This is a genomic window from Mesorhizobium sp. M0140 (assembly GCF_040322475.1).
Taxonomy (GTDB): Bacteria; Pseudomonadota; Alphaproteobacteria; order Rhizobiales; family Rhizobiaceae; genus Mesorhizobium.
This window is the reverse complement of the sequence record NZ_JAMYTM010000012.1, coordinates 82,674-107,431: the sequence shown is the minus strand read 5'-3', so window position 1 is coordinate 107,431 and position 24,758 is coordinate 82,674. Positions and strand designations below refer to the sequence as shown.

Sequence of the window (24,758 nt, the reverse complement as noted above, 5' to 3'; positions counted from 1 at the left end):
TACTCTCTGCATCGAGCTCCCCTTGCCCTGGGCGTTAGGCGGAAATGCCGCCGCTGCCAAGCGAGACGTTGACCGTAAATTGTGATCCCGCCGACACTGACTTGGTCGTCCGCCAGTTCCGGCCGCCGGGCTCGCGGATCAGTGCAACGAAGCCCAGCGCCGTCGCGTCCGGCTCGACCGTGATGGTCTTGGACGCGGTCTTTCCCGGCCCGACGGCTATCTGGTCGGATCCGATGAGGTCGCCTGCGAGTGCCGAACCGGCATCCCCCTGCAAGGCAAAGTAGTCGGCGGAATTGAATTTGCCGGTGCTGCGCAGCCGCATGACGAGGACCGTCACCGGCCGGTCGCCGCCGCCCGGTCCCGGGTTCATACCGGCCCCGCCGGTCAGTTTGACGGTGATCACCGATGGTTTCGGCGGCCCGCTCTGGCAAGCCGTAAGCAGCCCGGTTGCGCCCAAGGCGACAATGAATTCGCGTCGATCGATCATGTCTCACTCCTCCTCATATGCATCCCGAAAATCAGCGCCGATTTCGCCCAGAAAGCTTTTTTCCGCGCTCTCGGCGATTTCACGGTGGCGTTTCTGGTAAAGCTCCCACAGCTTGGCGCTGCGTCCGCCCGAAAGCAGCGTGCCGATCGCGGAATTCGATTTCAGCTCTTCCTCGATCGCTGTCGGGTCAAAACGGTCAATCATCCGCCGCAAGGCGCCCTGTACGCCGCGCCAGGCGCGCACGTGATGTTGGGCGAGGTCGCGAACCGCGTCGGCGATTGCCGCTTCGCCGGCGAGAAATCCAGGGCTGCGCTCGGCGAGAAGCGTGACGATGGCGTCGTCGACCGTCGGCAGAAACTTGAGCGGATTGACTTCGGAAGCCCCAACCATGGTCTGGGCGACGCGAGCGTTTCCCTTTTCCTCGGCCCGTTTGCGCAGAAGCTGCATCAGGCCTTCCATCATCAACCGATATTCGCGGCCAAACTTCTCCATTTCCGCAATGCTGTCGCGCTCGGGGAAATCGGCTTCCTCGACACCCATGCCATGCAGGAATGCGGAGCGGAGCGCCATGTCCCCCAGTTGCGGCGCTGCCGGCAGGCGGGCGGGTTTGGCAGCAGCACCTGCCCGCGCCGGAGGCGGGACGTCAGCCGCTTGCGCGGGCAAATCCCAGGGATTGGCGGATTGTGGTCGTTGGGCGATGCGCTCGCGCTGCCCGGCCGAGCCGGTGCCGTTTGCCGAACCGGGCGCCGCGGCCGATCCGAAACCAAAATCATCCTTGAAATCGGACGGCTTTCCATGAGCGGGCTCGGCTCCCCGGCTGGGAGACGGCACGGGGTCGAGGCCGAAGGGGTCCGCCTGGTTCGCCGCGCCGCCCGGTTCGCGGTAAGAGGCGGCATTTTTCGACACAGGCGTTGAAACCGGATCGAGGCTGAACGGGTCATCGAAACCAGGCGAACTGCGCTGGCCGGAGGTGGCACGCTCGAACGCGCCTGGAACCGGCCGTTCGAACGGGTCCGGCAAATCCGCCGGACGTGGCCGTCGCGGCTCTTCTTCGACCGTGGCGGAAAAGAAGTCGTCGTGGCCGATGCTCACCGGCGCCCGGGATGCCGGCGGCAGGCGTTCCGGAGCCGGCTGGCCGGCTGTGGGTGCTTGGGCGGTTGGCGTCTGCAGATCGACATAGACGACGTAGTCGCCCAGTCTTAGCCGCATACCGCTTTGAAGACGCGTCGACTTGCCGGCGCCGAGCGGGCTGTCAGAATCGTTTATGAACAATCCGCTGCTTGACGTATCGGTGACGAAATATCCATCTCGCCCGCCCGAGATCCTGCAATGAGCTCGCGAAACGAACATGTCGGGATCGTCGATCTGCCAGCCTGCGTCCGCGCTGCGGCCGATCACCAGGTCGCCTTCGTCCAGCCGGGTGTGCCGTACGGCCTGGGTGCGTGGCCCTTGCTCCAGCGTCAGCAGCAGGCTCATGTCGCGACCCCCGCCATTTCCGGCTGCCATCCGACGATTGTGCGCAGCCGCAGATCGTCAGCATCGCCCCTTTCAACAGGCCGCGCAAGCCAGGCAGTTCGGCCGAGCTGTACCGCTCCGAGACGGGGCGGCGGCACGGCTTCCCGCGCAAGCACGATGCGCAGATCGACGTCGAGCGATTCCCCGACCATGTCGCGAACGGCTTGCTTGAACAGTTTGAACCGCTGGCCACCGGGCAGGAACGCCTTGAAGTCCTCGTACCCCAGCGGGCCGACACGGAGCTCGATTCGGCTTTGGCGGTTGAAAACGCGCGGGCCGATTGTCGCTCCTCGGCCAAGCCCTGCATAGGCTTTTGCAAGACGGGTCTGGAGCCCGGTTGGGATGATTATCCAGGCGGCGATGAACTCCTTAATCTGAACCGGCACCTTGAACGCTTCCGCCAGGAACAGCGTCAGCCGTTCCGGGCCGTCGACCTGGCTGGCGAGCGAAGCCGCCTGGCGAAGCTTCACCGTATCGAGATCGGTGTTCTGGGTGCCCGGAAGTCCTATTCCCGCCATGGCTTCGAGCATGGCGCGAACGCGCCCGCCGACCGCGCGTTCGACCTGTACGGCCGGATGCGCATCCGCCCATGCCCGATAATACAGGGCGATCATGCGGTGCTGAAGAATGTTGACGAAGTCCACGAATGTCGTGTCGCTGGTTTGCTGGGCATCGGCGCCGGTGAACCAGCGCTGCGACAGACGATCGAGCACCCAGCGTGTCAGATGCAGCGGCAGCGGACCTTCGGGTCCCATCAGGCCGAGATTTGCGACGGTGACCCTGGCCGGAGCCTTGTCCTTCGCGTCGTGGAATTCAACCACGTCCCTGGCCGAAAAGCTAAGACGCACATGCTGTCCGAGCCTTGCAGGCTCGCGCTCTGGCGAGCCGGAATAGCCGAACAGCCCGCCCCTCCGTTCGAGTCGGCGCAACAGTTCGAAGAAGTCGAACGTCCCGGACAGCGCCTCGGCATGGTTCGGGTCGACTGTGTCTAGATCAGGTAGCGATTGCCGGGCGTCATCGGCCATGGCACATCCTCCTGCTTCTGCAGCAGCCGCGTACGGGTTCGCACGAAGCCGTTTATCCCGGCATGCCGGGCAAACAGCCGTGCCAGCAGGGCCGAAAGCAGCAATGTGCTTTGCCCTGCCAGGACCAACTGGTCGACATGCAATGTTACTTCCGTGCCACGTCCAAAGCACATCGGGCCGTCGATCTGCAGCCGTTCGATGACCGACCGCGAGTCGATGCGAACGATCGAATGCACGTTGCGGGCAAGGCTCGGATCTCCCCGGTCGGCGTAAAGATCAAGCAGCGCATGCAGCGGATCGACGCCGCGGCCTTCCTTGGCAAGGCTGAGAAAATTGAGCGCCAGTTGCGCCACCAGCCGCCAGGCGAGATTGTCGGCGCGCGATTCGCCCGCCGCGCCCGAAGGCAGCGCCGCGGGGATGGCCGGGCGAGGCGGACGCAACGCGCCGAGAAGCCGCACCGTTTCGACCGGGTCGCCGGCCTCCAGCGTCAAAGTGGGATTGTCATCGAGGATCGGCAGATCGCGGTTGGTGCAAAGCGCCACGATGTCGACACGCTTCAGCGACCGGTTCGCCTGGCTTTCCACCGGGCGTGAAATTGCCAGGAAAACATCGTCCCCTGCGTAGGAGGTGCGGGTCAGCCCGTCGCGCCGCTCGTCTTCCGTCGCGCGACGAGGACGCCGCTCGGTCGAGTAGACCCAGCCACTGCCACGATTCTGACCCAGGCTGAAGAGCTCCGGAATTTCGGCATCGCTGGCCCCGGTGTCGGCGTCCTCCACGCGGATGACCCGATAGATTTCGAAGTCACGCGCCCGCGTTCGGTCGGCATGCAGCACCTGGCGCGTCCTGCGCGGATCAAGCTCGATGACGTTGCACTCACGCTCGAAGAGATTGATGATCGGCGTTGCGAAAAGTTCGAAATCGGCCGGGGTCAAGTCGGCAAGCTCGGGCACTGGACGCCTGAACATGAAGATGATCTCGAGCCCGGCGGCGCATCGGCGCACGACGGGCTGCAGTCCGGAAACCCGCGCATAGTGAAAGCGCTCGGGCATCATGAAATATTCGCGCAGCAGACGGTACCCCTCGAATGTCGGACGGGTCCGAGGCATCAGGGCTTCGTCGTCGCTGATGCCGATCATTTCGGGTTCCGGCAAGGGCGATACGGGGTTGGTCTTGCCTTCCGCGCGTGCGCCAACGGCCGAACAAGCGCCAAAAATCGCGTCGAGAATCAAGGGTGCCTTGGTGCGCCCGGAAAAATAGAGATCAAGCTTGTCGAGCGACAATTCGTCGAGCCTGCCTTTTCCGGTTCGGGCCAGCACGATGCGGAGCGCCGCCTCGCCGGCCACACCGCCGATCGGCCCTATGCCGGCCGCCGCCAGCGCGCTGCGATCTTGAAAATAGCTTACCGAAGTCACCGCTATCGGCCACAGCGTGACGTCCTGGGCGGTGGTGAAGGTGCAGCGCGTCGAAAGGCCGGGCTGCAGGCCGGAAACCAGCCGGGTGTTGCGCTTGACGACATGGCCGGCAACCATCGTCTGGACCTGCTGGCCGGGTTTCAGCACCACCATAGCCGTTGCCGGCGCCGGCGTGACCAGATCGGGATAGAGGACATCCAGCACGCTGCGTGAAAACCGCGAGCGCTCGGCATCGACTTTCAGCCGGGTGCGCGCCGCGAGAAAAGCGACGCCGTCAAGCAACCGCTCGACATACGGATCCGGACACGGCACCGTGTCGAGGGAGAGATTGCGCGCCACCGCCGGATGCAGGTCGGCAAATTCCGCCGCCAGCGCACGGATATGGGTCAGTTCCTCCTCGTAATATTCCACGAAGACCCGATCCATCTCAGGCCTCCCTAAATTCGGTCCGCGCCAAGCCGTTGTCGAGATTGATCGTGGTGCGCAGACGCATGCGTTCCGGCGTCGGCGTCATGATCAGCACCGCGTCAATCTCGATCTTCAAACCCACGCTCTTGTCGCCAAGCGTCACCGTGACCTTCGTCGTACTTTCCTTGAGGCGTGGCTCGAAGGTAGCAAGCACCGAGCGGATCTCGCGGGCGAGCGCCTCGCGATCAAAATCGCGGGAGGAACGGCCCGAAAAGGAGGGCACGCCGTAGTTGATCACGCTTCGGCGCACCTCCGGGAAATCGGCGAGCGACGGCGGGTTGTCCGCTGCCTGCTCGCTTTCGAGATCGGAAAGAAGCGGAACAGCCTCGAAACGCTCGGTGTTGAACAGGGCCTCGATATCGCGCCGCACGGCCTCCCGGAGCACGCGGGCCGACACGACCACGCCGCGGCTTTCCATCTCCACGCGATGCTGGATCTGAAAGGCCAGGCGGTGCAGGCGCCGCTTCTGATCGGCCGTCAGCTCCGCATCGGCATCGATGAGCCGCGCGCTGCCCGCAACCAGACCCTCCAGCCGGTCGGCGCCGAGTTCGTCCTGCAAGGCCTGGCGCAGCCCGTCTATCTCGGAGGTCATGCCCGGCAGGTCGTTTACGAGGCGGTCCCAGAGAGAGGGCTGGACCGCTTCGCGTTTTGCTCGCGAACCAGCGGTGACCTGCAGCTTGTCCGCGTCGGGCCGCCGGCCCTCACTTGCCGACATAGACATCCATTTCGATTTCGTCATTGCCGTCATAGACGAACTTGATCTTCTTGTAGGCGAAGCTGACCTCTTCCTCGATCAGGTCTTCCTCATCCTCCGCCTGCGACAGGTCGTATTCCATGATCGAGGCGTCGGTGAGGGTGACGACCAGGTAATCATTCGTCTCGCCATCGATGGTCCGGCGAGCCGAGAACACCACTTCGTCCAGCGCCTTGTTCTCGAACAGTGCTTTCTTCAGATAGGGCGAGGACTTGTCGTAGTGCTTGGTGAACTTGATCATTCCCAAGGAGACACGGCCGCGGCGCGAGAGCGAATTCGGATCGTATGGCGCGACTATCTTGTAATCGACCCCATGGATTTCGATTTCGTCCTCGTGGCCGTCACGAACGCTTGGGCCTTTGATATCCGGAACTTTTAGAAAGCCATCAATCTTCGTACCTGTGGGCATTGTCTTTCTCCACCGCTTTCAAAAAACCAAGATGGTGTTGCTGCAATTCAAGTCTTCACGGACGGTAGTTCCGAGACCAGTCGGAGCGAGGCATTGATGCCCTCGAGCTGGTAATGCGGACGCAAATAGAAGCGGGCGTTGTAATAGCCCGGCCGCCCCTCAACGCTGTCCACCTGAACCTCGGCCGCGGCAAGCGGGCGCTTGGCGCGCGCCTTGTCGTCGGCGAAGGCCGGGTTGGCCAGCACATATCGGTTGATCCATTCGGTCAGCCAGATCTGCATGTCGGAGCGCTCTTTGAACGAGCCGACCTTGTCGCGCGCAATGGCCTTGAGGTAATGCGCAAAGCGCGAGACCGGGAAGAGATAGGGCAGGTTGGCACTCAGCCGCTCATTGGACTGCGCGTCGGGGTCGACCAGCCGCCCCGCCCGCGTCTCGTCGTCCTGCAGTGAGTGTGCGCCGATGAAGGCCGCGAGATCGGTGTTCTTTCGATGCAGGATCGGCATCAGGCCTAGCTTGGCCAGTTCCGCTTCGCGCCGGTCGTCGATGGCGACTTCGGTCGGACATTTCATCGCGATCGATCCGTCATCGGTCGGGAAGCTGTGCACCGGCAGGTTAAGCACCGTGCCGCCATTCTCGACGCCGCGGATCTGCGTGCCCCAGCCATAGAGCTTGTGGCTGCGGTTTATGTTCACGCCCATAGGGAAGGCGGCGTTCATCCAGACATATTTGTTGTGATCGCCCTGCACCTCTTCCTCGAAGGTGAAGCCCTTCACCGGAACGGTATCCGTGCCGTATGGCAGCCGCGCCAGAACACGCGGCATGGTCAGGCCGATATAGCGAGCGTCCTCGCTCTCGCGCAACGACTGCCACGAGGCATAGGCCGGGTTGGAGACGATCTGCTGGAGATCTTGCGGGTTCGGCAATTCCTGCCAGCTGTCCATGCGGAACAGGCGCGGCGAGGCGGCTGCGATAAACGGCGTGTGTGCTGAAGCACAGATGCCGGAGATGTTACGCAACAAACCGACGTCGCGCGGGTGGTTCGAGAATTCGTAGGCGCCAATCACACAGCCGATCGGCTCGCCGCCAAGCATCGAATACTCGTCCGTATAGACTTTCTTGAAGATCGGGCTCTGATCCCACATCTGGCCTTCATAGTCTTCGAGCGTGTCGGCCAGTTGCTCCTTGGAGATGTTCATCACCCGGATCTTCAGCTTCTGATCCGTCTCGGTGTTGTTGATGAGATACCAGAGGCCGCGCCATGTGCCTTCCATCTCACGCACTTCGGGCGCGTGCAGGATCTCGTTGACCTGTGTCGTCAGCATCTTGTCGATGCCCGCGATCAGCGACTTGATCGACTTGATCGCATTGGAGGAGATGGTGGTGGTCTCGGAACGGGACTGCGCCGCGAGTGCGAGATTGCGCACGAGTTGCTGCAGTTTCTCGCTGTCGTCCTTCTTGACCTTGAAATCCTTCTCGAGAAGCCCGCTGAATTCTCCAAGATCTATGGCTTCCGCCTCGGCGGCGACGGCGGCGGTCTTTTGCTGTTCGGCCATGATTTACTCCCCAACCTTGTCGTCGTCGGCCAGCGCCTGGCTGGCGATCTTGCCAAGAAGTGGTTCGTTGTTCAGAAGTTGCGCGATGCGTTTTTCGGCGTCGACGCGGCCATCCATGAAGCCAAGCAGCTCCTCGAGCTGGCGCCGCATCTTGAGGATCTCGGCCAGTTGCGGAACTTGCTCGGCAATCTTGTCCGGGGCGAAATCGCCCATTCTGGAAAATGTAAGGTCGAGCGCCAGTTCCTCGTCCCGCTCGGCGCCCTCAACCTGAGGCAGCGTATTCTTCACGCGGGCTTTCACTCGTGGTCCGAGCGCCTCCATGAATTTGGGGAAGCGGTTTGCGTCGGTCTCGACAAAGGAACGGTCCAGCACCGACTTTGACGCTTCCTTGGTCTGCGAAGCACCGGAAAGGTCGGCCATCACGCCCATGACAAACGGCAATTCGATCGTCGTCGGGCTACCGTAGGTTTCCACGTCGTAGGCGATCTGCACCCGCGGTGCGCGATTTCGTTCGATAACCTTCGCTTTGCTTTCGGCTGGCATGTGCTGTTACCTTTCATCCTTCTGAGCCGTCTTCTTGACATCGGGAACGCCGGCAAGGAGCCGGAATTCCTTCAGCCCCGACGGCGCGAGATCTTCCATCAGTTCAACGAAATCCATATGCACCATCCGGCGCACGCGCCGCGCTAGGTGCGGAATCGGGCTCGACGGTTCAGTGTGGTCATAAAAGGCGACGACGAGGTCGAGGCATTTCACCACGTCGTCGCGCGAGGAAATCCGGTTGGGAAGCCCCGTGCTCGAGTCCGCGTAGCTTGCCGCACTTGCCATAGTATCGGCTCCATGACCGTTTCGAGCAGGCGTTGCCGGTTCTGCCGGCGTGGGCGGCTTGGCCGCGCCATTCGCCAAGGCGCCGGCTGCCGAATTCCGTTCGAGGGTCGTCAGCAGACGCTGCAGAAACCGCTTCAATTCCGGAACAGGAGCGCCGCCGCCCTCGAGACGGGCGTTGAGAGCGGTCTCGACCGCATCAAGGGCTGCGATCGCTGCCCGGGCGTCGGCGACGAGCAAGACCATTTCTGCGTTGGCTTGATCCATCTGTGCCGCACATCCAGCACGCACCCGGTTCAACAATTGTCCGTGCGCACTGACCAGTGCGGCCTTTTCTGCCGCGTTCAATCCCGAGGCGGCTTCCTGGAGCATGACACGGTCGTCGAGCGCACACCTTTCCAGATCCTTGCCCTGGATCGGGCCGATCGCACGTGGCGCAAAGAACGTCATTTGCCGCAGGTTCGCCAACAACCCCTCCTGACCATTCTGGAGGTCGAGCAGCGCGTTGATACGGCGCAAGGCGGCATCGCGTGGCAAAGCGTTGGGCCGCAGTGCCGGATGCATTGTTTCCCAATGCTGATCGAAGGTCTGCGCAATAAGGGCCAGCCCCTGCGCGAGCCCGGCCAGTCCTTCTTCATTGGCCAGCGCGCGCGTGACGACGACGAGCAGGCGCAGGTCCCGGCCATGCGCACGCAATTCCTCCGCCTTGGCGAGCACCGCGGGCCAGTCGACCGGAATGGTGCTTTGCGAGGCGGGTTTGTTCTGGCCGTCGTGGACGACCTTGATCTCGGGTTCCGTCAGGCGCTCCAGCTCATGAAAAGCCGGGTCGTTGCGCAAATCCTCCCCTGACGGATTTTCACCGTCGAGCGGAGCAAGCCAGAGTGCGACATCAATCACACCAACCCCCAGCGATCGGCCCTCAAACCGTACGTGACCCTACGGTATCACACGGTTGCACTTTACCACAATTCAAGCACTGCTCAAAAAATTAACGAAAGCTGACCAAGCCGCGTCTTGGGTGCTGGAACCCTTGACCAGATTGCTGACCCTGTATGTGAAATGCATTACACCGAGGCGGACAATTGCGTGGGTGTTTGCATCTGATGGCGCGGCACTCTCCACAAGTGGAAGGGGCGCTGTTCATCACGCTTTGTCAAGTGACGGCTTATGTGGCAGGTTATCGACTGGCAGATTGCAGGAGCACGTTCGATGGAACAGCGCCGGTCATCGCAGACCTTCAAACGCAAGGAACTGGTCGGCAAGCTCAATCCTGTCGGTGTGCGCGCCTTCAAGGCTGCGGCCGACACCGCCAAACTGCGCGGCAATCCTTACGTCGAGCTCGTCCACTTCATCGAGCAACTGGTACTTTCCGACCGTTCGGATATGCAAATGATAATCGCCGATGCGGGCCTTGATGCGAGCCGGCTCACGGCCGATATGACCCGCGCCGTCGACAAGCTGCCTTACGGCGCAACGTCGATCGAGGAATTTTCCGACCATATCTTCCATGCCATCCAGGAAGCCTGGAACCTAGCCACGCTGGAGTTCAGCGTCGAGGAAGTCCGCAGCGCCCACATTCTCCTTGCCTGCCTGAAGACGCCGGTCCTGGAAGGCCTGCTGTCGAAGATCAGCGGCGAGTTTGACAAGATCGACGCCGCCGCGGTCATCGCACGGTTCGCCGTTGTCATGGAGGGCTCGCTCGAAGCCGGCGCCTCGACCACGGTCTCCACCGCAGAGGCGCCGCGGCGGCCTCCGGGTGGGGATTCGGCGCTGGCGAAATACGCCACCGACCTGACCCAGCGCGCCCGCGACGGTAAGATAGATCCGGTTGTCGGCCGCGATCCAGAGATCAGGCAGATCGTCGATATCCTGATGCGACGCCGGCAAAACAACCCGATCTTGACCGGTGAGGCCGGGGTCGGCAAGACCGCGGTCGTCGAGGGCTTTGCCTTGCGTATCGCTGCGGACGACGTGCCGCCGACACTGCAAGGGGTCAGTGTGCGCATGCTCGATGTCGGATTGATGCAGGCGGGTGCAAGCGTAAAGGGGGAGTTCGAAAAGCGGCTGAAGGCAGTCATCGATGAGGTGCAGTCTTCCGAAACGCCGGTCATCCTGTTCATCGATGAGGCTCACACCTTGATTGGCGCTGGCGGCGCGGCTGGAACAGGCGACGCGGCCAATCTGCTGAAGCCGGCGCTGGCGCGCGGCGAACTGCGCACGATCGCGGCAACGACCTGGGCCGAGTACAAGCAGCATATCGAGAAGGATCCGGCGCTGACCCGCCGTTTCCAGGTAGTCAAGATCGACGAGCCGTCCGAGGCGGTGGCCGTTCTCATGTTGCGCGGTATCGCCGGCGTTCTTGAACAGCACCACAAGGTGCAGATATTGGATGAGGCGATCGAGGCGGCGGTTGGTCTCTCGCATCGCTATATCCCGGCGCGGCAACTGCCTGACAAGGCGGTGAGCCTTCTCGACACCGCTTGCGCCCGTGTCGCCATATCGCAGCACGCCACGCCGGCGGAGGTCGAGGACATCATGCGCCGACGCCAGGCGCTGGAGGTCGAGCGCGGCATCATCGGTCGCGAGGCCGCGATCGGCATCGAGGTGAGCGACCGGCAGGCACGGGTCGACACCGGGTTAGCCGAAACCGAAGTCATGCTCGCCGCCGCACAGGAGCGTTGGGACGGGGAAAAGGCACTCGTTGCCGAAATACTCGAACTGCGCGCCAGGCTGCGTGGCGAAGGTGTGCCGCTCGATGCGGTGGAGACGCCGGAGACCAATAGGGAAACAGCAGGCACGGACTCGGTTGAGACTCCGCTGCCCAAGGTCGAAACGCCCAAGACCAAAACGGCCAAAATCAATGTGGAGGCACCGGCGGCTGCCAATGCCCCTCCACCCGATCCGGCCGCCGATCTCACCCGGTTGCGCGAACTGATGGTCGAACTGGCCGAGGCGCAAGGCGAGACGCCGCTGATCCTGCCGTCGGTCGACCGCAACGCCGTGGCGGCGGTCGTTCAGGACTGGACCGGCATCCCGACGGGGCGGATGCTGTCGAGCCAGACCGAAAAAGCGCTGCGGCTGGCCAGCACTCTGTCCGAACGCGTGGTCGGCCAGGATCACGCCATGGAGATGATTGCCAAGCGTGTGCAGACCAGCCGCGCCGGGCTCGGCGCGCCGGAGAAGCCGGTGGGCGTGTTCCTGCTCTGCGGCCCCTCGGGCGTTGGCAAGACCGAAACCGCATTGGCCTTGGCCGAGACGCTCTACGGCGGCGAGCAGAACCTGATCTCGATCAACATGTCCGAGTTCCAGGAGGCGCACACGGTCTCTACCTTGAAGGGGGCGCCGCCCGGATATGTCGGCTACGGCAAGGGCGGCATCCTGACCGAGGCGGTCCGCCGCAAACCCTATTCGGTGATCCTGCTCGACGAGGTCGAGAAGGCGCATCCTGACGTGCACGAAATCTTCTTCCAGGTCTTCGACAAGGGGATGATGGACGACAGCGAGGGCCGGCGCATCGATTTCAAGAACACGCTGATCCTGCTCACCTCGAATGTCGGCTCCGAAGTCATCATGGATCGGACCAGGAATGGCACGCTGCGGGCAGGGCTCGACGATCTGGACACCGCGCTGCGCAGCCCGTTGCTGAAGGTCTTCCCTGCGGCCTTTCTTGGCCGGGTGGTGACCATTCCTTACTATCCGCTTTCGGGTTCGATGATCGAAGCGATCACCCGTCACCAGTTTGCCAAGATCGCTCGCCGGCTGCGTGCGACCAACGACGCAGAATTGGTGATCGGCGATGGCGTCATGGACCTAGTCAAGGCCCGCTGCACCGAGATCGAATCCGGCGGGCGGATGATCGATGCCATCCTGACAAACACGCTGCTGCCGGAATTGAGCCGCGGCGTGCTGAACCGCTCGCTCGAGGGCGAAAGGATGACAAGGGTAACCGTCGGCGCCTCCAAGGAGGGCTTCACCTATTCCTTCGAGTAAGGAAAGTTGATGACGGTTTGCTTCGGCTTCTTCGTGCATAGGCAAGCTGAGCCGACTAGCCTGGGAGCGGCCGGTGGCGGTGAATTCGTATGACGCAATCGGTTAGAAGAATGACGGTATTCTTTTACCTGCCACGACACCGGATCTGCGAGTGGCTTTAGTCAAACACGCTGCGGCCGCTGTGGGCGAAGGCATCCAAGGGTCGCGGAGAAGGTGCTACAGATTGTGATACCTATTGTGATACAAATCGGACGTTGGAGCAGAAAAAACATAATAAAAACAATAGCTTGATCCGGGGATAGGTCCCAGCCAAGGGTACCATAAATAGTCAGGTCATTTCAAAGACTTAAAGATTTCTGGCTTAGCCAAGCTGGCTTGAGTGTCAGTGCATTCTGTGAACGTGTACCATAGGGAGCTCGTCGAGCTATGCCTATGACGGTCGAACCTGCGACGTCGGCCGTCGTTTCGCTTGAGATCTTTGCGCAGCCAAAAATGCCGGCGTCCACAGGAGGCTAACGCTTGCGGAAACCGCAGGCCTGAGGCCGAGCGGCTATGGCCGGCAGGCCAAGTACCTTCTCGCCGGGAGCGGAATTGCTGGCCCGGTGGTGAGCGGATCTGGTTCTGACGCAAAAGCTGCGTTGCCCGCGGCCGGTGCCCCAATCCCTTTCTTGGCCAAGACGGATACTCCAGCGTTCAGCGGGCGTTGCGGCTCCATGCATACCGCCTCGTTTTCAGCAGCCCTGCATGAGGCGATCTCGAATCATCTCTGCAATCGGGATCGCCGAGGAGGCGGCGGGTGAAGGGGCGTTACAGACGTGCAGCATGCGGTCCGTTTGTGCGAACAGGAAATCATGGATGAGGGCACTGTCTTTGCGCACGGCTTGCGCGCGGATGCCTGCTTCGTGCGGGAGCAGGTCGGCGAGGCCGAGGCTCGGACAGTATTTCCGGCCAACAGCATCAGGCTGCAGCCGGGATATGTCTCAACCAGCCGCATGGCCGTCGCCAGGCCGACGATGCCGCCGCCGATAACGCAATAGTGGGGCACGCTTGCACAGTCGCCAGCCTTTGGCCGGCAGTTTCAAAACTCATTGTCCAGAGGGGCTTCCAGACCCGCGATCTGTCGCCGTCCTTGTCGGCAAGCAGTAGCTGACGATCAATCTCCTCGCGTGGTATCGACATTTCACGGCGGCCAGATATCGCTGCCCAGATCTCGCTGCCAGCGTGGACCGGATGTCGCCGCAGCATACCAAGAAGGACGGTGCTCTTTGACAATCTTCCCCTTCACCGAAGCCACCCCGATCCAGTTCCAGCAGCCCCTGCCGAAGACTTCGGACGTCGTGATCATCGGCGGCGGGGTCATTGGCGTGAGCACGGCACTGTTCCTGGCGCGACGGAACGTCTCGGTGACGCTGCTGGAAAAGGGCCGCATCGCCGCCGAGCAATCCTCGCGCAATTGGGGCTGGATCCGGCAGCAGGGCCGCGATGCCGACGAACTGCCGATCGTCATCGAAGCGCAGCGCCTCTGGCGGCAACTGGCGCAGGAATGTGGCGAGGACATAGGACTGAAGCAGACGGGCGTTACCTATCTTGCGCGGACAGACAAGGAGATGGCCGGTTTCGCGAAGTTTCTCGAGATTGCCCAGGCTCATGGCGTCGACACGCGTCTCCTCGACCAAGGTGAGTTGGCAAGCCTGATCCCGGCCATGTCGCGACCGTTCAAAGGCGCAATGATCACCCCATCGGACATGCGGGCGGAACCTTGGGTCGCGGTGCCCGCGCTTGCTCGCCTGGCGGCCCGCGAAGGTGTGACGATCATCGAGAATTGCGCGGCACGTATGCTCGACATCTCCGCGGGACGCATCAGTGGCGTCTGGACCGAGAAAGGGCGCATCGCGACCTCGAGCGTCGTCGTCGCCAGCGGCGCGTGGACGTCGCTCTTTCTGCGCGCCCACGGCATCTCGATTCCGCAGCTCAGCGTCAGGGCGACCGTCGCCGCGACAGCACCGATGCCGGAGATCCACGCCGGTGCCGCCGCGGATGAACGCATCGCTTTCCGGCGCAGGCAGGATGGCGGGTATACGCTCGCATCGGGAGGCAGCAGCCAACTCTACATAGGGCCGGACGCATTTCGCCATGCGGGCAAATATTTCAGCGCCCTGATGGCCAATCCCTTCGGCACGCGCTACCTGCCGGCCGCGCCGCGAGGATACCCGGATGGCTGGTCGACGCCGCGCAGATGGAACGCGGATGAAGAAAGCCCTTTCGAACGGATGCGGGTCCTCAATCCCGCTCCCGAGACGTCGGCGCTCCGCGCCATCGACCGCGGGTTCAGGGAGCTTTTCCCTCAGTTCACGACTGTACCGCTCAAGGCGAGCTGGGCGGGCATGATCGATGCGATGCCTGATGTCGTGCCCATCGTCGATCGCGCCGCTGCGATCCCGGGTCTCGTTATAGCGACCGGGATGAGCGGCCACGGCTTCGGCATCGGACCCGGCATCGGCCGTGTGTTGTCCGACCTCGTCCAAGGCAACGAGACTGGGCACAACCTCTATAGGTTCCGTCAATCCCGTTTCAGCGACGGCAGTCCGATCCGATTGGGGCCATCGCTGTAAGCGTTCCTGCCGCCCGCCAGCCCATCCGCTCTGGCCTTGAAGGACCGGACGAGGATCTCAGGTGCCGCATGCCCGGGCGTAGGCCTCGATGCTCCGCCGGACGTGACCGATCGCGATCTCCTCGACGTCGCAGGCGCGGTCAGCCCATGTGACTGCAGAAGGCAGGTGCTGGAGAAACAGCATCACCGGCACCTTGCGGCCGTTCAACGTATCGAAGAGACGGTTGCAGGCGGCACGGGCTTGCGGGATCGCCCAATAATATCGGATGCGATCGGAATAGGAGTAGTGGCGCAGCGTCCGCTTGTCGGCATCGCTTCCATGATAGTGGCTTGCCCAATTCTTGGGGGTGCCTTGCATCAGCTCTTCCATTGCGTGGTAAAGCGGCCGCTCGCCATAGTCAGGCACCAGGTCGGAAGCGATCAGGTCGAGCGAGTACAGCGCCTCGCGCAGCTTGAAGGTCAGCTCGGGTCCGACCTTGAGGACGGCGAAGCCGTCCTCGACGAGTTCACGCAACGGCCTCTCACCCTGATAGTCCGTCGAATGGGCTTCGAAAATGAGCGACGGCAATCTGTCGAGGGTTGCCGCCAGGTCGCGGGCCTTTGCCCGATCGTAGAAAATCACATTCTGGTTGCCGAACTCCACGCCCGGCTGCACCACAAGCCCGATGACGCGGGAAAATGCGCTTTCAAGCCCGGCGGTTTGGAATGCCTGGGCGTGAATGGCATGTGTCTGGCTAGCCGCCTCCGGACTGGTCGGGGTGATCGCATCCAAAGCGTGATCGGCGCCACCGGGCGGCGGCACCTCCGTCCCGATGATGTAGACCGGGCTTGCCCCGCCGCTCTGCGCTGCCGCCTGCTCCGCGACGCCCGCCAGCCTGGCCGCGCGCCCGGCCACCGTGTGGTCGTCTAGCGTCGCCGGTTCACCCGCGCAGCCCATCGAAGCATCGAGGTGGATCTTGCGGAAGCCGGCGCGGACATAGGCATCGACCATCGTCCCGGCCTGCGCCATCGCCTCCTCGGCGGGCCGGTCTTTCCAGGGATTAGGACCGAGATGATCCCCGCCAAGCACGATCAGCTCTTCCGGGCACCGCTCGGCTGCCGCGAGCGCTTCCACCATCGCCGCGAAATCGGCCGGCGTCATGCCCGTATAACCGCCCAGATGATTGACCTGATTGCACGTCGCCTCGATCAGCACGGTGGTGCCGGTTTCCCGGCCGTGGCGCAGTGCGGCTTTAAGCACCAGCGGGTGCGCCGAGCACACCGAGGTTACCCCGATTTTCTTCCCGTCTCTGTGCAGGGCCGGCAAATCTTCGATCGCCACACGCATCAATTTCTTCTCGCCGTTCTTGCCATGAAATCTTCCAGCTCGGCCGGCGTGCCGGCTCCCTCCATGGGACCGTGGCGTGTGACGTTGCGCGCCCCTGCCGCGTTGGCGAATTCGAGCGCCGTCTGCAGCGCCATGCCCAGCCGCCGGCATGCGACATAGGCTCCCCCGAAACAGTCGCCGGCGCCGGTGGGGTCCGTTTCCTCGACGATGAGGCCGGGGCAATCGGCGCGGGCTCCGGTGCTTTGACGGGCTGACGCGCCATGTTCGCCGCGCTTCACAGCGATCTCCTTGACCCCTCGTCTGAACAGCGCCTCGATCGCGCGTTCCTCCCCGTCCGTGCCGGCGGCCAGGAACAATTCATTGCCCGACGGCAGCAGCAGGTCCGCTTCGTCCACCAGACCGGCGAATTTCTCCTCGGTCTGGCCGTGCGCCAGCAATTCCTTGCGCAGGTTCGGATCGAGCGACATCGTGCCGCCGCGTGCCTTGATCAGCGGGATCGCGCGTTCGGTGATCGCCCAGGCTGCGGGACTTGCGAACACCGTTCCCATGACATGGATATGCCCGCAACGCGCGATCAGCGCCTCGACCTGCGGGGTCCATTCCAATCGAGCGGCGGCGGATTTGGCGATGTTGTAGACGAAATCGCGGCTTCCGTCCGTGCGGTAGCGAACAAAGGCGCTGCCCGTCGGATAATCCGGGGAAACAGCGATGGCAGAAGTGTCTACGCCGTCCCGCTTCAGGCGCTCCACGTTGACGACGCCGAAATCGTCGTCGCCGACCACGCCCACCATTGCGGCCGCTCCGCCCATACGTGCGCATTGATCGATGAAGATGGCGGGCGCGCCGCTCGGAAAGGGGCCAATGAGGTCGATAGGTTCCCGGAAGCCGGTGCCTGTCTGCCTCGCGACGATCTCTACCAGGATTTCTCCAATCGTCACGGTTGGCCCGAGCGAGTCCGCTGCAAGTGTTTGGGGGAGGTCGTTCATCAAGCGTCCATCCTGGTGTGGTGTCGTTTGCGGTTTCACGACGCCGAGGCGCAAGGGGGATTCCTACCGGTCGATGTGAATCGATCAGTTGCCATCACGCTACGATCCTGATGCATGGTCAAGCGCACACCTGGAAGGTAACGACGCGCAAACCCTCAGCCTGGAAACAGATCCAGGATCGACGACAGACGGTTGGTGCTGAGATCGACGTCGCCGAGCAGGCCGCCACTGGGGAGATAGCCAACCACGAACAGACCGGCGGCTCGTGCTGCCTTAGTGCCGGTGCGGCTGTCTTCCACGGCCACCACCGACCCTGGAGCTACGGCGAGCTGCCGGCAGGCCTCGCAATAGGGCGTGGGGTCGGGCTTGCCGGCCGACACGTCGTCGAGGCTGATTGTGAGACTCATATGATCGAGCACGCCGAGCGCATCGAGATTGGCATTGACGACTTGCCGGCCGGAATTCGAGACGCAGACCTGCGGGACGCCGCGGTCAGCCAGGGTCCGAATCGTCTCGACCGCCTCGGGGATTGGGACGGCGTTCGCCCGGTTCGCGACGTAGTGGGCATTGATAGCGGCGAGCCACTCCGCCTGGTCGAGCCCGACTGGGAGACGCGGACGCAGCATTGTCCAGACGTCGCCCATATGGATGCCGCGAAAGGCTTGGTCGGGCAGGTCGTCAAGATCGACGTTCCAGTTGCGGCAGCCGGCGAGGAGGGATTGATGATGCAACGGCTCGCTGTCGATCAGCGTTCCGTCGATGTCCCAGGCGACGGCGCGATACATCACGATGACGATCCCGCTCTGGTCGCGCCAGGAGCCGACAGGCGCGCATAAAGATCGCGATAGCGGCGATAGCCGTCGCGGTAGATGTCAGCCTTGCGCGGGTCGGGATCGAGCCGGTCGGCGAAGCTGACGAAACCGGAAACGCCCGACCAGTCGTCGGTTAGGCCGACGCCGATCGCCGCCGTCCAGGCAGCGCCGATGCAAGAGCCGGGGTGCCCGGTCAGGCGTTGGACCGGCTTTTGCAGGACATCCGCGACAATCTGCATCCAGACCTTGCTGCTTGAGCCGCCGTCGGAGGCGAGATAGCGCTCGGTCCGGTGGCCCATGTCGTTGAGCACCTCGACATGATGCGCGATGGCAAAGGCATAGGCCTCGAGCAAAGCGCGCCAGACATGGCCGATATCGTGCGACAGCGTCAGCCCATCGATCACGCCACGGGCCGCTGGATCATGGATCGGCGTCTTCTCGCCGAGGAAATAGGGCAGGATGATGAGGCCATCGGCACCGGCGGGACGCTCTGCCGCCAGCGCATCGAGCCGCTGGTGTACCGAACTACCCTCGGCCTGTGCCGCGACCATCTCGCCGCCGGCGAAATTGCGTACGAACCAGTTGAGGCCCGAGCCGCCGGTCGACATGCAGCCATTGGGCATGAACAGGCCCGGCACCAGATGGTAATCGAGATACATGCGCGGATCTGGCTTGATCTGATCGGTGGCGATCAGGATATCAACCGAGCCGCCGAATTTCAGGAGGACATCGCCTGCTTTGGCAACTCCGGCGCCGAGCGCGGAAGCGATCATGTCGGCCGCACCACCGACGACAGGTGTTCCCGCCATCAGGCCGGTCTCATCCGCGGCCTTTGCCGAGACGGAACCGAGGATCTCATGCGAGGCGATCTTTCGTGGCACGGCCGAGCGCGGTATGTGAGCGAGCGCCACCAGATCGTCGTCGATCCGGTGCGTCGAAACATCGACGAAGCCTGCCTCCAGCGCCCAGTTCTGCTCGACCGCACGTTCGCCGGTGAGGCGCCAGTTGATATAGTCATAGGAGCCGAAAACGGTGGCGATGCGGCTGAACACCTCCGGCTCGTGACGCTCTATCCAGCGCAGCTTTGCGGTGACGAGCTGTTGGTTGATGCCGTTGCCGGCCTTGGCGATGAAAGCCGCCTCATCGCATTCGGTCCGCAGTTCGGCCACTTCGGCGCCACAGCGGCCGTCGCTCTGCTGAATGCTTGGCCGCAGCACTTCGCCCTGGTCGTCCAGGAGAACGACCGCCGGCAGCATGCCGGTGGTGCCGACCGCCACGATCTCCTCGGCCTTGATGCCGCTGGTCCTGAGCAACTCCTGCACGATGTCGCGGACATTGATCCACCATTGCGCGGGATCTTCCTCGGCCCAGCCCGCATGCTCGGAATGCAGCGTGACGGGGCGCGAGGCGAGGCCCAGCACCTGATCGGGAAGCCGGATCAGAATGCCGATCGTCGAGGTGGTGCCGATATCGAGACCGAGAACGAACGCCATGTCGAATCCATTGAAATGCCGGGAAGGGCAGGCGGGCGAACCTGTCTGCCTCGTTGTGTCCCACTGCTCGATACCAGTCGATCATTCCGGACGCCGGCCCGCAACGATCGATATGATCACCGCGAGCCGGCGGTGGCCGGCATCGCCGTGGAAGCCGTCCTCAGCGCAAGGTGGCGACAACGTCCATGAAGCGCTTGACCCGATCGCCGTCGACGGCGTTCCAGGTATTGCCATCGATCTTGAAATGGGTGCCGATCACGACGCCGCTCGCCAGCGAAAGGACATCGCGGACATTGTCGATGTTCACGCCGGTGTTGGCGAAGACCGGCACGTCCTTGATCGTCTCGCAGACGCTGCGCAGGTGGGACTGGTCGGCCGGCTGGCCAGTGATCGGACCGGAAACGAGGATGGCGTCGGCCATCGACGAGAACACCGCGCTCTTGGCGCGCAATTCAATAGGACGCTGGTCGAGCGAGTGTGCGAACTCTGCATTGATGTTGAAGAGAAGCTTCATGTCGTCGCGGCCAAGATTGTGCCGCAGGCGCGAGGCGGCGGCGCAATCGGGCTCCCACAAGCCCATGTCGGAAGCGAACAGGCCGGTGAAGATCTCGCGCACGAAACGGGCTCCGGTGGCAGCCCCGATCGCGACGCTGGCGGTCGGATCCCAGAGATAATTGACGCCAAACGGCACTTTCAGTTCGGGCTTCACCGCCTGGACGATCGCAGTCATGGCGGCAATGCCTTCCGGCGGCGCCTTGAAGACATAGGGGCGGTCGTTCTCGTTGCCGAACATGATGGCATCGACGCCGCCGCTCTGCAGCTTGCGGATGTCGGAGAGTACGCCATCGATCAGCTTGTCGAGGCCGCCATCGGCATCATAGAGGGGCGTTCCCGGCAGGGCACCGATGTGGGCCATCGAGATGACAGCCTTCTTCTTGTCGCCGAAAAATTCAAATACCATCGAGTCGTCTCCTTGGGGATAAAGTGAGAATGTTGCGCCTCAGTCGCGCGTCAGTGGCGGCGCGATGCGCAGGTCGACCTTGGCCGCGGCGAGCGCCGCGGCGATCTTGGCCGGCGGCTCGGCATCGGTGATGAGGATATCGATGTCCGATAGTGGCGCTATCCGCACCAGCGACATGCGCAGGAATTTGGCGGAATCGCAGAGCACGATCTTGGTGCCTGAGCGTCTCAGATAGGCGCGCTTCATATCGGTATCATCGAAGGAATAGTCGAAAAGGCCGTCCGCCGTGATGCCGGAGACGCCGATCACGGCGACGTCGAACCACAGCGCCTCGAACTGGGCGATAGCCGCGGGTCCGCCGGTCGACATCTCGTCGGCTCGTACGCGGCCGCCGGCAACATAGACTTCGGGCATACCGCCGTTCAGCGCCGCCGCGATCCTGAGGCTGTTGGTGAACACCTTGGCGTGCGGAAGGTCCTTGAGGTGCTCGGCCATCAGATAGGTGGTGGTGCCGACATCCAATGCGATCGTGCGGTATCCCGAAACCAAGGCGGCCGCGGCGGCGGCAATCGCGGCCTTCGGGTCACGGCGCTGGCGCAAGCGCGAATCGAAACTCGGCTCCTCACTGTCCATGGCGACCAGCGGCGGGTTATCGGCCTCGATCGCGCCGCCATGGATTCGCACCAGCCTGCCCTCGCGTTCCAGTTCGACGAGATCGCGGCGGATCGTCATGTCGGAAACGGCGAGTTCGGCCGCTGCCGCGGCGACGGTGAGCGACCCCGTCCGGCGCAGGAAAGCGAGGATGCGGGCTTGTCGATCGTGCGCGAGAAGGCGCTGACGATCGGCATCGCGCGGTGCGCCATGCGTGGATGTCTCAGGAGCGGCGGTGTCGTCTGCCATCGATGTATCCGGTGGGTAAGCCGCTGACGAAGCGGTCTGCAGTTTTGACTCTATCGCATGATCAAACATTTTCAAACAAAAATATGTTTGCAGTGTTCGAATTTATGGTATGCATCTCCATATCAACAGAACGCATTCCGTCACCAAGCAGAGAGAATACGACCATGCCGGCTGTCTCCGTCATTCCTCCAGTGCTTGCCGAACTCGCGGGCAAGCGTGCCTTCGTGACGGGCGGCGGCGCGGGGATCGGTCGCGCGATCGCGACCGCCCTGACGCGGCAGGGCGTCGCCGTGGCGATCGGTGATCTGGATCCCGACGCGGCACGCAAGGCGGCTGAGGAAATTGGCGGCGATGCCGCCGCCGTCACGGTCGATGTTCGCCGCCGCGATTCCGTCGAGACGGCCTTTGCCACTGTGCTGGAAGCGCTAGGCGGCTGCGACATCCTGATCGCCAATGCCGGCGTGTCCACCATGCAGCATGCGCTGGACCTGACCGACGAGGAGTGGGACTTCAACTTCTCCGTCAATGCACGTGGTGTATTCCTGGCAAATCAGATCGCTGGACGGCATTTTGTCAAGCAGGGCACGGGCTGTATCGTCAACACCGCCTCGCTTGCGGCGAAGGTCGGTGCGCCGCTCCTAGCGCATTATTCGGCGTCCAAGTTCGCCGTGCTCGGCTGGACGCAGGCCTTTGCCCGCGAGCTCGCGCCCAAAGGGATACGCGTCAATGCCGTCTGCCCGGGGTTCGTCAAGACCGGCATGCAATCGCGAGAAGTCGAGTGGGAGGCGCATCTGCGGCAAGTCACGCCCGAACGGGTGGTCGCCGACTATATCGCGCAGACGCCGCTCGGCCGGCTCGAGCTGCCGGAGGATGTCGCCGACGTCGTCGTCTTCCTCTGTTCGGATCAAGCCCGCTTCATGACTGGCCAGGGGGTCAACGTGACCGGCGGCGTCTACATGACCTGACGGCTTTTGGCGGCTGTAACCGGATCCTGATGCTGGCACGCGCCATCCAAAAAAAGTGAACACATATGATCAGAAGGCAGGCTTTCAATGTTATATTTTGTTCTCTAAGATGACCGTTCGCTCGACTCCGGCCTTCGGCGTTCAGCCGGGTCAGACGGGTTCATGAGGAAAGTCTATGGCGTCTATCGAGCTCGATCGCGTTTCCAAGCTCTACGGCAATGGCAATTACGGGGTGCATGAGGTCGATCTCACCATTCCTGACGGTGAATTCGTGATCTTTCTCGGCCCGTCGGGATGCGGCAAGTCGACGACGCTGCGGATGATTGCCGGCCTGGAGAGTATCTCCTCCGGCGATCTTCGCATCGGTGGCAAGAGCGTCGCCAATGTCGCGCCGCGCGACCGCAACGTCGCCGTGGTTTTCCAGAGCTACGCGCTCTATCCGCATATGTCGGTGCGGCAGAACATGGCCTTCGGGCTGAAGATGCGCGGCACCGACGCAGCGGTGATCGATGCCAAGATCGCGGACGCCGCCAATCTGCTCGGTCTGCAGAATCTTCTCGGCCGCAAGCCGGCAGCGCTTTCGGGCGGCCAGCGGCAGCGTGTCGCGCTCGGTCGGGCTATCGTTCGCGAACCGGCGGCCTTCCTGCTTGACGAACCGCTGTCCAATCTCGATGCGCAGCTGCGGGCAGAGATGCGGCTCGAACTCGTCAAGCTGCACCGGCGCCTTGGCCGCACCATCGTCCATGTCACGCACGACCAGGTCGAGGCCATGACCATGGGCGATCGCATATGCATCATGCGCGATGGTCGCCTGGTCCAGGCCGGCCGGCCGCTTGAAGTCTATGCCGACCCGGTCAACACCTTCGTCGCGCGCTTCCTGGCGACGCCGCCGATGAACCTCATTCCGGCCACGCTTCAGCCCGCACCTGGCGAAGGGCTCTCCGTCCTGACCGATAGTGGTGCCGTGCTTGCCGTCCCCGCCCGCCACCGCAACGCTTATGGCGAGCGTGTCGGGCGCCGCGTCATTCTGGGCGTGCGGGCTGAGGATTTCCACGAAAGCCCCGACAAGCCGGACTGGCAGAAGATTGCCGTACGGGTCGTGGCCGTCGAGGCTCTCGGCGCCGAGAACGTCCTGATCGGCCAGATTGCCGGTCAGGCCACCGGCACGGACGATGCCCACCCCGCCGGAGGCGGCAAGCCGTTGGAGATCGCCGCCCGCCTGAGCCGTTATTTCACGGCGCCCGTCGGCTCGATCGTCGAACTCTACATCGACCCGCTGCCGATGCACCTCTTTGATACCGAAACCGAACTGGTCATCGCGCGGCCGAGCCTCATGAGGGCCGCTCAATGACCAGCATGGACAGAAACGAACGGCCTGCCTTTCGCCGCCGCTTCGGCCTGCATTTCGGGCTGATTGTCGTTTGCGCCATCGTGCTGCTGCCGCCGCTCTGGGTGCTGCGGACGAGCTTCGTGCCCGAGCAGCTATCCTACAGCAACGAGCTGATGCCGGCCTTTACGACGGACAATTATTCGGCGCTCCTGTCGAGCCGCTTCGGTCAGTCCTACCTCAACAGCCTGATCGTCGCGCTCGGCTCGGTTCTGCTCGCATTGCCTTTTGCCGCCACCACCGGCTATGCCTTCGCCCGCTTCCGCACGGGCGGCCGTTGGGCGCGTTTTGCCGTTCTGGCGACGCAAATGCTGCCGCCCGTGGCGCTGGTGCTGCCGACCTTCACGCTGTTCCGAAGCCTGGAGCTCAGCAACTCGCTGACCGGGCTGATCATCGTCTATGCCGCGCTCAACCTGCCTTTCCTGACCTGGATCCTGATGGGCTTCTTCGAAGGCATTCCAGTCGATCTGGAGTGGGCGGCGATGACCGACGGCGCGACCGCCTGGGGCGCCTTCTGGCGCATTGTGCTGCCGGTGTCGATGCCCGGTATCGCGGCCGCCGGCGTGCTCGGTTTCATCCTGGCGTGGAATGAGTTTTTGTTTGCCCTGGTTTTGAGCGGGCCGAAGACGGCGACCATACCGGTTGCGCTCGCCGCGTTGCAGACCTCGAACGGCGTCCAGATCGCCAAGGTTTCTGCCGGCGTCGTGCTTGCCATCCTGCCGCTGGTCGTGGCTTCCCGCTTCATCCAGCGTTTCATCGTCCAGGGCTTGACGTTCGGCAGCGTGAAATAGGCCGGTCGCTCCGAGAGCCGACATGGCTCGCTAGCCGGTTATGAAATCGTGACGGGATCACCGCCGCGTCCAGAGGGAAAGAGGAGT

General features: G+C 63.1%; 20 protein-coding genes and 1 pseudogene. 5 read left to right on the top strand and 16 right to left on the bottom strand.

Annotated features, from left to right (window positions below):
• Positions 1-34: 34 nt before the first annotated feature.
• Genes tssJ through tssA form a run of 9 tightly spaced genes read right to left on the bottom strand, consistent with a single transcriptional unit; the run spans position 35 to position 9,345 of the window.
• On the bottom strand, positions 35-487 hold the full coding sequence (gene tssJ, locus NKJ37_RS14785) for a type VI secretion system lipoprotein TssJ (RefSeq protein ID WP_023809147.1): 453 nt from the start codon (positions 485-487) through the stop codon (positions 35-37).
• 3 nt (positions 488-490) lie between these two features.
• On the bottom strand, positions 491-1,963 hold the full coding sequence (gene tagH, locus NKJ37_RS14780) for a type VI secretion system-associated FHA domain protein TagH (RefSeq protein ID WP_023809146.1): 1,473 nt from the start codon (positions 1,961-1,963) through the stop codon (positions 491-493).
• On the bottom strand, positions 1,960-3,027 hold the full coding sequence (gene tssG, locus NKJ37_RS14775) for a type VI secretion system baseplate subunit TssG (RefSeq protein WP_023809145.1): 1,068 nt from the start codon (positions 3,025-3,027) through the stop codon (positions 1,960-1,962). The genes tagH and tssG overlap by 4 nt, the downstream gene beginning before the upstream one ends.
• Positions 2,991-4,865, bottom strand: a complete 1,875-nt coding sequence (gene tssF, locus NKJ37_RS14770; protein ID WP_352774196.1) for a type VI secretion system baseplate subunit TssF — start codon at positions 4,863-4,865, stop codon at positions 2,991-2,993. The genes tssG and tssF overlap by 37 nt, the downstream gene beginning before the upstream one ends.
• A 1-nt stretch (position 4,866) precedes the next feature.
• The gene (gene tssE, locus NKJ37_RS14765; protein ID WP_023809143.1) at positions 4,867-5,622 is read right to left on the bottom strand and encodes a type VI secretion system baseplate subunit TssE; all 756 of its coding nucleotides are present in this window, start codon (positions 5,620-5,622) and stop codon (positions 4,867-4,869) included.
• Complete coding sequence (locus tag NKJ37_RS14760; RefSeq protein WP_027035516.1) at positions 5,609-6,070, bottom strand: Hcp family type VI secretion system effector; 462 nt, start codon at positions 6,068-6,070, stop codon at positions 5,609-5,611. Before NKJ37_RS14760 ends, tssE begins: the two co-directional genes overlap by 14 nt.
• Positions 6,071-6,117: 47 nt before the next feature.
• Positions 6,118-7,623: a type VI secretion system contractile sheath large subunit gene (gene tssC, locus NKJ37_RS14755; RefSeq protein WP_023809141.1), complete on the bottom strand. Its 1,506-nt coding sequence runs from the start codon at positions 7,621-7,623 to the stop codon at positions 6,118-6,120.
• Positions 7,624-7,626: 3 nt separating this feature from the next.
• A complete protein-coding gene (gene tssB / locus NKJ37_RS14750) occupies positions 7,627-8,166 on the bottom strand; it encodes a type VI secretion system contractile sheath small subunit (protein ID WP_352440778.1) in 540 nt (179 codons plus the stop codon).
• Positions 8,167-8,172: 6 nt separating this feature from the next.
• On the bottom strand, positions 8,173-9,345 hold the full coding sequence (gene tssA, locus NKJ37_RS14745) for a type VI secretion system protein TssA (protein ID WP_352774195.1): 1,173 nt from the start codon (positions 9,343-9,345) through the stop codon (positions 8,173-8,175).
• 312 nt (positions 9,346-9,657) lie between these two features.
• Between tssA and tssH the strand changes: the two genes are divergently transcribed.
• Entirely contained in the window at positions 9,658-12,438 is a 2,781-nt protein-coding gene (gene tssH / locus NKJ37_RS14740) for a type VI secretion system ATPase TssH (protein WP_352440776.1), read from the top strand.
• Positions 12,439-13,169: 731 nt separating this feature from the next.
• Here tssH and NKJ37_RS14735 read toward each other — a convergent pair.
• Positions 13,170-13,385, bottom strand: a pseudogene (locus NKJ37_RS14735) (L-2-hydroxyglutarate oxidase); the annotation flags it as partial.
• Positions 13,386-13,703: 318 nt separating this feature from the next.
• Here NKJ37_RS14735 and NKJ37_RS14730 point away from each other — a divergent pair.
• On the top strand, positions 13,704-15,050 hold the full coding sequence (locus NKJ37_RS14730) for an NAD(P)/FAD-dependent oxidoreductase (RefSeq protein ID WP_352752469.1): 1,347 nt from the start codon (positions 13,704-13,706) through the stop codon (positions 15,048-15,050).
• A gap of 57 nt (positions 15,051-15,107) precedes the next feature.
• On the opposite strand, the gene NKJ37_RS14725 is transcribed toward NKJ37_RS14730, so the two are convergent.
• The 6 genes from NKJ37_RS14725 to NKJ37_RS14700 all read right to left on the bottom strand — a co-directional run bounded on the left by NKJ37_RS14725 (position 15,108) and on the right by NKJ37_RS14700 (position 21,528).
• Positions 15,108-16,376: a D-tagatose-bisphosphate aldolase, class II, non-catalytic subunit gene (locus NKJ37_RS14725; RefSeq protein ID WP_023809135.1), complete on the bottom strand. Its 1,269-nt coding sequence runs from the start codon at positions 16,374-16,376 to the stop codon at positions 15,108-15,110.
• Positions 16,376-17,362, bottom strand: coding sequence for a tagatose kinase (locus NKJ37_RS14720; protein WP_128302642.1), 987 nt, complete (start codon positions 17,360-17,362; stop codon positions 16,376-16,378). The genes NKJ37_RS14725 and NKJ37_RS14720 overlap by 1 nt, the downstream gene beginning before the upstream one ends.
• 155 nt (positions 17,363-17,517) lie before the next feature.
• Positions 17,518-18,147 (bottom strand): HAD family hydrolase, encoded by a 630-nt coding sequence (locus tag NKJ37_RS14715; protein ID WP_128302641.1) that lies wholly within the window; start codon positions 18,145-18,147, stop codon positions 17,518-17,520.
• On the bottom strand, positions 18,147-19,667 hold the full coding sequence (locus NKJ37_RS14710) for an FGGY-family carbohydrate kinase (RefSeq protein WP_352774192.1): 1,521 nt from the start codon (positions 19,665-19,667) through the stop codon (positions 18,147-18,149). Before NKJ37_RS14710 ends, NKJ37_RS14715 begins: the two co-directional genes overlap by 1 nt.
• Before the next feature lie 160 nt (positions 19,668-19,827).
• Positions 19,828-20,628 carry a BtpA/SgcQ family protein gene (locus NKJ37_RS14705; protein ID WP_023809131.1) on the bottom strand — a complete coding sequence of 267 codons (801 nt, stop codon included), beginning with the start codon at positions 20,626-20,628 and terminating at the stop codon, positions 19,828-19,830.
• A 39-nt stretch (positions 20,629-20,667) separates the two neighbouring features.
• Entirely contained in the window at positions 20,668-21,528 is an 861-nt protein-coding gene (locus NKJ37_RS14700) for a DeoR/GlpR family DNA-binding transcription regulator (protein ID WP_352609946.1), read from the bottom strand.
• 164 nt (positions 21,529-21,692) lie between these two features.
• Between NKJ37_RS14700 and NKJ37_RS14695 the strand changes: the two genes are divergently transcribed.
• The 3 genes from NKJ37_RS14695 to NKJ37_RS14685 all read left to right on the top strand — a co-directional run bounded on the left by NKJ37_RS14695 (position 21,693) and on the right by NKJ37_RS14685 (position 24,671).
• Positions 21,693-22,493: an SDR family NAD(P)-dependent oxidoreductase gene (locus tag NKJ37_RS14695; RefSeq protein ID WP_352610107.1), complete on the top strand. Its 801-nt coding sequence runs from the start codon at positions 21,693-21,695 to the stop codon at positions 22,491-22,493.
• A 175-nt stretch (positions 22,494-22,668) separates the two neighbouring features.
• Complete coding sequence (locus NKJ37_RS14690; RefSeq protein ID WP_352774190.1) at positions 22,669-23,844, top strand: ABC transporter ATP-binding protein; 1,176 nt, start codon at positions 22,669-22,671, stop codon at positions 23,842-23,844.
• The gene (locus NKJ37_RS14685) at positions 23,841-24,671 is read left to right on the top strand and encodes a carbohydrate ABC transporter permease (protein ID WP_013530271.1); all 831 of its coding nucleotides are present in this window, start codon (positions 23,841-23,843) and stop codon (positions 24,669-24,671) included. Before NKJ37_RS14690 ends, NKJ37_RS14685 begins: the two co-directional genes overlap by 4 nt.
• Positions 24,672-24,758 lie beyond the last annotated feature (87 nt).

Coding starts and splice junctions, on each gene's coding strand:
- tssJ (WP_023809147.1), bottom strand. CDS start 487: ATGATCGATCGACGCGAATTCATTGTCGCCTTGGGCGCAACCGGGCTG.
- tagH (WP_023809146.1), bottom strand. CDS start 1,963: ATGAGCCTGCTGCTGACGCTGGAGCAAGGGCCACGCACCCAGGCCGTA.
- tssG (WP_023809145.1), bottom strand. CDS start 3,027: ATGGCCGATGACGCCCGGCAATCGCTACCTGATCTAGACACAGTCGAC.
- tssF (WP_352774196.1), bottom strand. CDS start 4,865: ATGGATCGGGTCTTCGTGGAATATTACGAGGAGGAACTGACCCATATC.
- tssE (WP_023809143.1), bottom strand. CDS start 5,622: ATGTCGGCAAGTGAGGGCCGGCGGCCCGACGCGGACAAGCTGCAGGTC.
- NKJ37_RS14760 (WP_027035516.1), bottom strand. CDS start 6,070: ATGCCCACAGGTACGAAGATTGATGGCTTTCTAAAAGTTCCGGATATC.
- tssC (WP_023809141.1), bottom strand. CDS start 7,623: ATGGCCGAACAGCAAAAGACCGCCGCCGTCGCCGCCGAGGCGGAAGCC.
- tssB (WP_352440778.1), bottom strand. CDS start 8,166: ATGCCAGCCGAAAGCAAAGCGAAGGTTATCGAACGAAATCGCGCACCG.
- tssH (WP_352440776.1), top strand. CDS start 9,658: ATGGAACAGCGCCGGTCATCGCAGACCTTCAAACGCAAGGAACTGGTC.
- NKJ37_RS14725 (WP_023809135.1), bottom strand. CDS start 16,376: ATGCGTGTGGCGATCGAAGATTTGCCGGCCCTGCACAGAGACGGGAAG.
- NKJ37_RS14720 (WP_128302642.1), bottom strand. CDS start 17,362: ATGAACGACCTCCCCCAAACACTTGCAGCGGACTCGCTCGGGCCAACC.
- NKJ37_RS14715 (WP_128302641.1), bottom strand. CDS start 18,147: ATGTATCGCGCCGTCGCCTGGGACATCGACGGAACGCTGATCGACAGC.
- NKJ37_RS14710 (WP_352774192.1), bottom strand. CDS start 19,667: ATGGCGTTCGTTCTCGGTCTCGATATCGGCACCACCTCGACGATCGGC.
- NKJ37_RS14705 (WP_023809131.1), bottom strand. CDS start 20,628: ATGGTATTTGAATTTTTCGGCGACAAGAAGAAGGCTGTCATCTCGATG.
- NKJ37_RS14700 (WP_352609946.1), bottom strand. CDS start 21,528: ATGGCAGACGACACCGCCGCTCCTGAGACATCCACGCATGGCGCACCG.
- NKJ37_RS14695 (WP_352610107.1), top strand. CDS start 21,693: ATGCCGGCTGTCTCCGTCATTCCTCCAGTGCTTGCCGAACTCGCGGGC.
- NKJ37_RS14690 (WP_352774190.1), top strand. CDS start 22,669: ATGGCGTCTATCGAGCTCGATCGCGTTTCCAAGCTCTACGGCAATGGC.
- NKJ37_RS14685 (WP_013530271.1), top strand. CDS start 23,841: ATGACCAGCATGGACAGAAACGAACGGCCTGCCTTTCGCCGCCGCTTC.